Here is a 1306-nt window from a genome sequence, read left to right as displayed (position 1 = left end):
GGCTGGAGCGCCGTGAACACGTTGGTCAGATGCGGGACCGCGACGTATTCCTGGATCACCTGCACCGGCTCCACGCCGCCGATGGTCGCGTGGGCCGCGGCGTAGACGAAGCGGAAGATATGGGCTCCGAACGGGTCGCTGGGCGGCGTCTCCATGTACCCCAGCGCGACGATGGGCGAGTAGGTGTAGACGCCCAGGAGCTGGGTGACCCGGAGCTGCTGGCCGTTCCCGTCGCGGACGAAGTGGATCAGCGCCATGATCCCCACCAGCAGCGGCACCAGCATGAGCAGCCGGCGCGTCGGCAGGACCCAGCGCGTGCCCTTGACGACCGCCCACGCCAGCACCGGCGTGAGGATGGCGAACTTCCCCATGGTCGCGAACGCGTAGAGCAGCATCCAGCACCAGAGCAGCAGGCGCAGCGGCCGGTTGGCGGGGCGGGAGTTGACGTGCTCGAAGAGGAAGAGCGCGAACACCAGGGGGTAGAACCGACCCACGAGCCCGAGGGACTCGAACCCGGCGATCTGGTTGGAGGAGAGTCGGAGGTTCAGGAAGAACTGCACCGGCCCGGCGTTGCCGACGGACTGGACCTGGTAGGCCAGCCACAGGATCAGCACCACCAGGATGGGCGTGTAATCGAAGGGCAGGCGGCGCAGCTCGGGCGCGCGCCCCGCTCGCGGCGGCCCGGGCGCGAAGAAGTAGAAGAGCCCGGAGACGAGGAACCAGATCAGCCACAGGACGAAGACGCGATCCGTCACCGGGAAGAACCGGTGGCCGAAGATCAGGCCGCTGACGAAGACGGTCACCCACGCGAACGCGCTCAACATCAGCGGCGAATACGGCGACAGCCGCTGCCGCAGGCCGGCCGCGATGACCAGCAGGATGATCGCGTTGCCGATCACGAGATACGGCATGGTCAACTCACCAGCCTGCGCGACAGGAACTGGAGGGCGAAGAAGTCCGCGCACACGCGCACGGTCCACGCCGCGGCGGCTCCGATCAGGCCGTACTTGCCGATCAGGAGCATCATCAAGGCGAGGTACGGGAACAGCTCGACCAGATGCACGAGCGCCGTGACCCGGGATTTCCCGTGGGCCTGGATCCGCGAATAGGGCACCTGCGCGACGGCGTTGAAGACGAAGCCGACCAGGAGGATCCGCAGGATGTTGGCGGATTCATCGCCGTACGGTGCCCCCAGCCAGGCCGTCAGGATCCATTCCGCGAAGATGAAGACGGGGACGGCGACGAGCGTGCAGGCGATCAGCAGGCCGCGGAACGCGGTCCTGGCGGTGTCGTCGGCCGATCCCTG

The 1306-nt window shown here is 67.5% G+C and carries 2 protein-coding genes; both read right to left on the bottom strand.

The window, feature by feature from the left end:
- Nucleotides 1–911 (bottom strand): hypothetical protein (locus tag Q7W29_10775; GenBank protein MDO9172304.1); only part of this gene is annotated, 911 nt, incomplete at its 3' end.
- Nucleotides 912–913: 2 nt separating this feature from the next.
- Nucleotides 914–1306 (bottom strand): polysaccharide biosynthesis C-terminal domain-containing protein (locus Q7W29_10770; protein MDO9172303.1); only part of this gene is annotated, 393 nt, incomplete at its 5' end.

The sequence above is a fragment of the bacterium genome, from assembly GCA_030654305.1.
In the GTDB taxonomy this organism is placed as follows: Bacteria; Krumholzibacteriota; Krumholzibacteriia; order LZORAL124-64-63; family LZORAL124-64-63; genus PNOJ01.
Note: the sequence above shows the minus strand (reverse complement) of the source record. Positions and strands in the feature narration are given on the sequence as shown.